This is a genomic window from Draconibacterium sp., from assembly GCF_041583095.1.
In the GTDB taxonomy this organism is placed as follows: domain Bacteria; phylum Bacteroidota; class Bacteroidia; order Bacteroidales; family Prolixibacteraceae; genus Draconibacterium.
This window is the reverse complement of sequence record NZ_JBFHGM010000374.1, coordinates 1-3945: the sequence shown is the minus strand read 5'-3', so window position 1 is coordinate 3945 and position 3945 is coordinate 1. Positions and strand designations below refer to the sequence as shown.

At 40.0% G+C, this 3945-nt stretch carries 3 protein-coding genes and 1 pseudogene; 2 read left to right on the top strand and 2 right to left on the bottom strand.

What is annotated here, in order from left to right; genetic code table 11:
* Positions 1-680 precede the first annotated feature (680 nt).
* Positions 681-1085 (top strand): annotated as a pseudogene (locus tag ABZB17_RS21265) (ATP-dependent zinc protease); the annotation flags it as partial.
* A gap of 63 nt (positions 1086-1148) precedes the next feature.
* Positions 1149-2063 carry a 30S ribosomal protein S6--L-glutamate ligase gene (gene rimK / locus ABZB17_RS21260; RefSeq protein WP_369681503.1) on the top strand — a complete coding sequence of 305 codons (915 nt, stop codon included), beginning with the start codon at positions 1149-1151 and terminating at the stop codon, positions 2061-2063.
* An 87-nt stretch (positions 2064-2150) separates the two neighbouring features.
* On the opposite strand, the gene ABZB17_RS21255 is transcribed toward rimK, so the two are convergent.
* Positions 2151-3026: a glycine betaine ABC transporter substrate-binding protein gene (locus tag ABZB17_RS21255; RefSeq protein ID WP_372653436.1), complete on the bottom strand. Its 876-nt coding sequence runs from the start codon at positions 3024-3026 to the stop codon at positions 2151-2153.
* Between the two features lie 27 nt (positions 3027-3053).
* The gene (locus tag ABZB17_RS21250; protein WP_372653434.1) at positions 3054-3914 is read right to left on the bottom strand and encodes an ABC transporter permease; all 861 of its coding nucleotides are present in this window, start codon (positions 3912-3914) and stop codon (positions 3054-3056) included.
* Between the last annotated feature and the right edge of the window lie 31 nt (positions 3915-3945).

Sequence of the window (3945 nt, the reverse complement as noted above, 5' to 3'; positions counted from 1 at the left end):
GAGTAGAATCCGGCTGATAAGCCAAAAGAATGTTGCTTATACTTGGTCGCTTTTATTCAATATTGAAACTTCTAAGTGAGATACTTTTTACTTCTCCACCGGATTTTCAATGTGACCCGCATTGAAAGTCTGCAACTTAGCTCCGGGTAACGGCATTTCCAGGCATAAACAAATGTTTAAGCCTTTCCAAAATACTTTTTAATACCATAAACAAATGTTTAAGTCTCTACGAAATACTTTTTGATGCCATAAACAAATGTTTAAGCCTCTACGAAATACTTTTTGATGCCATAAACAAATGTTTAAGCCTCTACGAAATATTTTTTATCCCTTTAAACAAATGTTCATGCCTTGAAAAAGCAATTTTTTAGCCCTTAAACAAATGTTCATGGCTGTTTCCAGTAGCAATTAAGGGCTTAAACAAATGTTCGTGCTATCAAAAAGAAAAAAGTGAGCAATTAACAAATGTTCAAGCGATTACAACTATCATTCACCTGCAATAATTTATTACCTCTTGAAAGCCAGTCGCCAGAAGTTTTTAATGTTACAAAATTTTTTTAATGCCTTCCGATTTTGTTTTTACTACATCAAAAAAAGATATTTATATTGCGGCACTTAATCAAACCAATAAAACTTCAAACGGAGGCTAAAAAAAGTCTTATTATTAGTATTTTAGAAAAATGAAGGAAGAAAAAATAATTATTGGTAGCGAAGAGTGGTGCGGTTTGCCGCAATTAAATATTCCGGGAATAAAAGCCCGGATCGATTCAGGAGCAAAAACTTCAGCACTACATGCGGTAAATATAAATCAGTTTAAAAAGAATGGCCAGCCGTGGATTAGTTTTGATGTACATCCGCTGCAAAAAGATGGAAAAACAACCATTAACTGCGAGGCACCATTATTAGATAAACGAAAAGTAAAAAGCTCGAGTGGCAACAGCGAAGTACGTTTTGTAATAAAAACAGTACTGTCGATCGCAGGTGAAGCGTGGGAAATTGAGGTTACGCTTACCAACCGCGACTCGATGGGATACCGAATGTTGCTGGGACGGCAAGCCATGTCGGGGAAAATACTGGTCGATCCGGAAGAATCGTTCCATTTGGGCGAGCTTTCCAAAGAACGTATTGCATCGTATTACTATACAAATATTACTCGCCCAACAGGTTTAAAAATCGGACTGCTGGCCAGTAATCCCGAATTATACAGCAACATACGAATAATGGAAGCAGGGCAGGAGCATGGCCACGAAATGGAGTTTCTGAACCTGAAAGACTGCTACATAAAACTGGATGGTAAAAATCCTGAAATGCATTATCGTGGTGGCCGCGTTTTGAATGAGTTTGATGCCATTATTCCGCGAATCAGGCCAAGTGCCACCTTTTATGGTTGCGCACTTACACGGCATTTCGAAGCCATGGGCGTTTATACCTTGAATACCGCCTCGGCAATTACCCAATCGCGCGATAAGTTATACGCTTTGCAATTGCTCATTAACAATGGGCTACCAATTCCTACAACCGGTTTTGCCAACTCACCACTTGATACCAACGAACTGATTCAGATGGTTGGCGGTGCTCCGCTTATTGTAAAACTATTGGAAGGAACACAAGGAAAAGGAGTTGTGTTGGCCGAAACAAAAAAGGCTGCCGAGAGTTTGATTAACGCCTTTAAAAGCCTTCGTGCCAACATTTTGGTACAAGAGTTTGTAAAAGAGGCCGATGGTAAGGATATTCGTTGTTTTGTGGTGAACGGGAAAGTGGTGGCCAGCATTATGCGTACAGCCGCTCCGGGCGAGTTCCGTGCAAATATTCACATGGGTGGAACAGCATCGATTACCAAAATTACTGCTGAAGAACGGCGTATTGCAATTCTTGCAGCAAAAACCCTAAATCTGAAGGTTGCCGGTGTTGATATCATCCGAGGAAAAAATGGTCCGCTGTTATTGGAAGTAAATTCATCGCCAGGACTTGAAGGGGTAGAAGGAGCTTCGAATAAAGATATAGCCGGAAAAATGATTGAAGCTATTGAGCGGGACTTAAAATACCACAAAAGAGGAGTTTAAAAGGCTTCCGGTGGAAATAAAAATGGCAGGAAAGGAAAACCTAACCTGCCATTTTTTATATGATAAAATTTTGCAATGGTACCGGGTTTAGTTAAACCAGGCATCGATCATTGCTTTATTAGCATCGTAAAATTGCTGTGCGCCGGCTTCTTCTCCCGAGTCTGAAATTTTACCCATCAAATCGTAAAGCAAAGCTTCGTCAAGGTTGAAGTTTTTAAAAAATGTGCCTGCTTTAGGCATATCTTCAGCAAATCCTCTGCGCGAAATAATTGCACAAACATCTTTTGGGTAAATTCCCTTTGGATCTTCCAAATATTTCAAATCGTTTTTAGCCCATTTAAAGTGTGGTTTCCATCCGGTAATAGCAATCCATTCGTTGTTTTTAATTGCTTTTTCAAGGCTGGCAACCATGGCAGGTCCACTCGATGTAATCTGCTCAAAATCCAGATCATACACTTCAATTACTTTTTCAGTGTTCGCATGAATACCTGCACCACTACCAATTCCGATAATTTCGCCATCAAACTTATCTTTGTTGGCGTTCAGCTCTTCAATAGAGTTAATGCTTACGTACGAAGGAACTACAAGGCCGGTAGTACCGTTACTAAACGACTCGCCTAATTTTACCAGTTTATCACCATAGTCAGCCCAATAATCTTTGTGGGTATTGGGCAACCATGCATCCATAAAAACATCTCCTTTTGAATCGTCCTTTGATAATTCGCCGTAGATCAATCCCGGTTCCAGGTTGGTTAATTCTACCTCAAAACCGTTGGCTTCAAGTGCCACCTTTGCCAGGTGAGTAAAGGCAATGCCTTCAGCCCAGTTTGGATACAAAATGTTTACTTCTTTTTTCTCAACTTCAGCAGATTTATTTTTCGATCCGCTGTTTGAACATGATGTAATTGCAAATAACAAAGTTGCAGCTACAAACAGAGTTCCTATTTTTTTTACGTTCAGCATAATATAATTTTTAAAAAGATTTATAATTTATTTTTTTGCAACAGCCTGAGTTATACGATCGAGTATAATGGCCAACACAACAATTCCAAGTCCCGATTCGAAACCTTTGGCAATGTCGTTTTGCTGAATTCCCTGGTAAACGATGGCACCCAAGCCTTTGGCACCAACCATCGATGCAATAACAACCATCGACAGAGCCAGCAGAATTACCTGGTTTATACCGGCCAGAATAGTTGTTTTAGCCAGTGGCAATTGTATTTTAAACAGAATTTGTTTATCGGTTGCTCCAAAAGCATGTCCGGCTTCAATAACATCAGCAGGCACATTCCGGATTCCCAGACTTGTTAAACGCACGGCCGGTGGCAACGAGAAAATTACCGTTGCAATAACACCCGGTGTATTTCCAACACTAAAGAAGAAAATAGCAGGAATAAGGTAAACGAATGCCGGCATGGTTTGCATTAAGTCAAGAATTGGCCGGATAATAGCATTAGCTGTGTTGCTGCGTGCCGCCCAAATTCCCAATGGGATTCCGAACAGAAGCGCAATTATGGTAGCCACAATAACAAGTGTTGTTGTTTGAATGGCTTCTTTCCAATAGCCCATTGCCCAAATCAGCAACAATCCAAGCACAACAAACAAAGCTAAGCCAGCACCTTTTTTAAGACCTTCTTTTTTAAAGGCCTGTTTTCCTGCGTTGGCATAGTAGGCACCAAAAGTAACAAGGGCAATAATTACAACGAAAGGAATGGCCAGAAAGGTGTCGTTTAAAAATTCAACCGTCCATGAGATTACATCATCGATAGCTCCCCACAAACCGGAAAGGCTTTCTTCCAGTACATTAATTCCCTGTTCAATATATTTTCCGAGGTCTATTAATTTATCCATACTATAATTCGTTAGCTTGTTCTTTTAATTT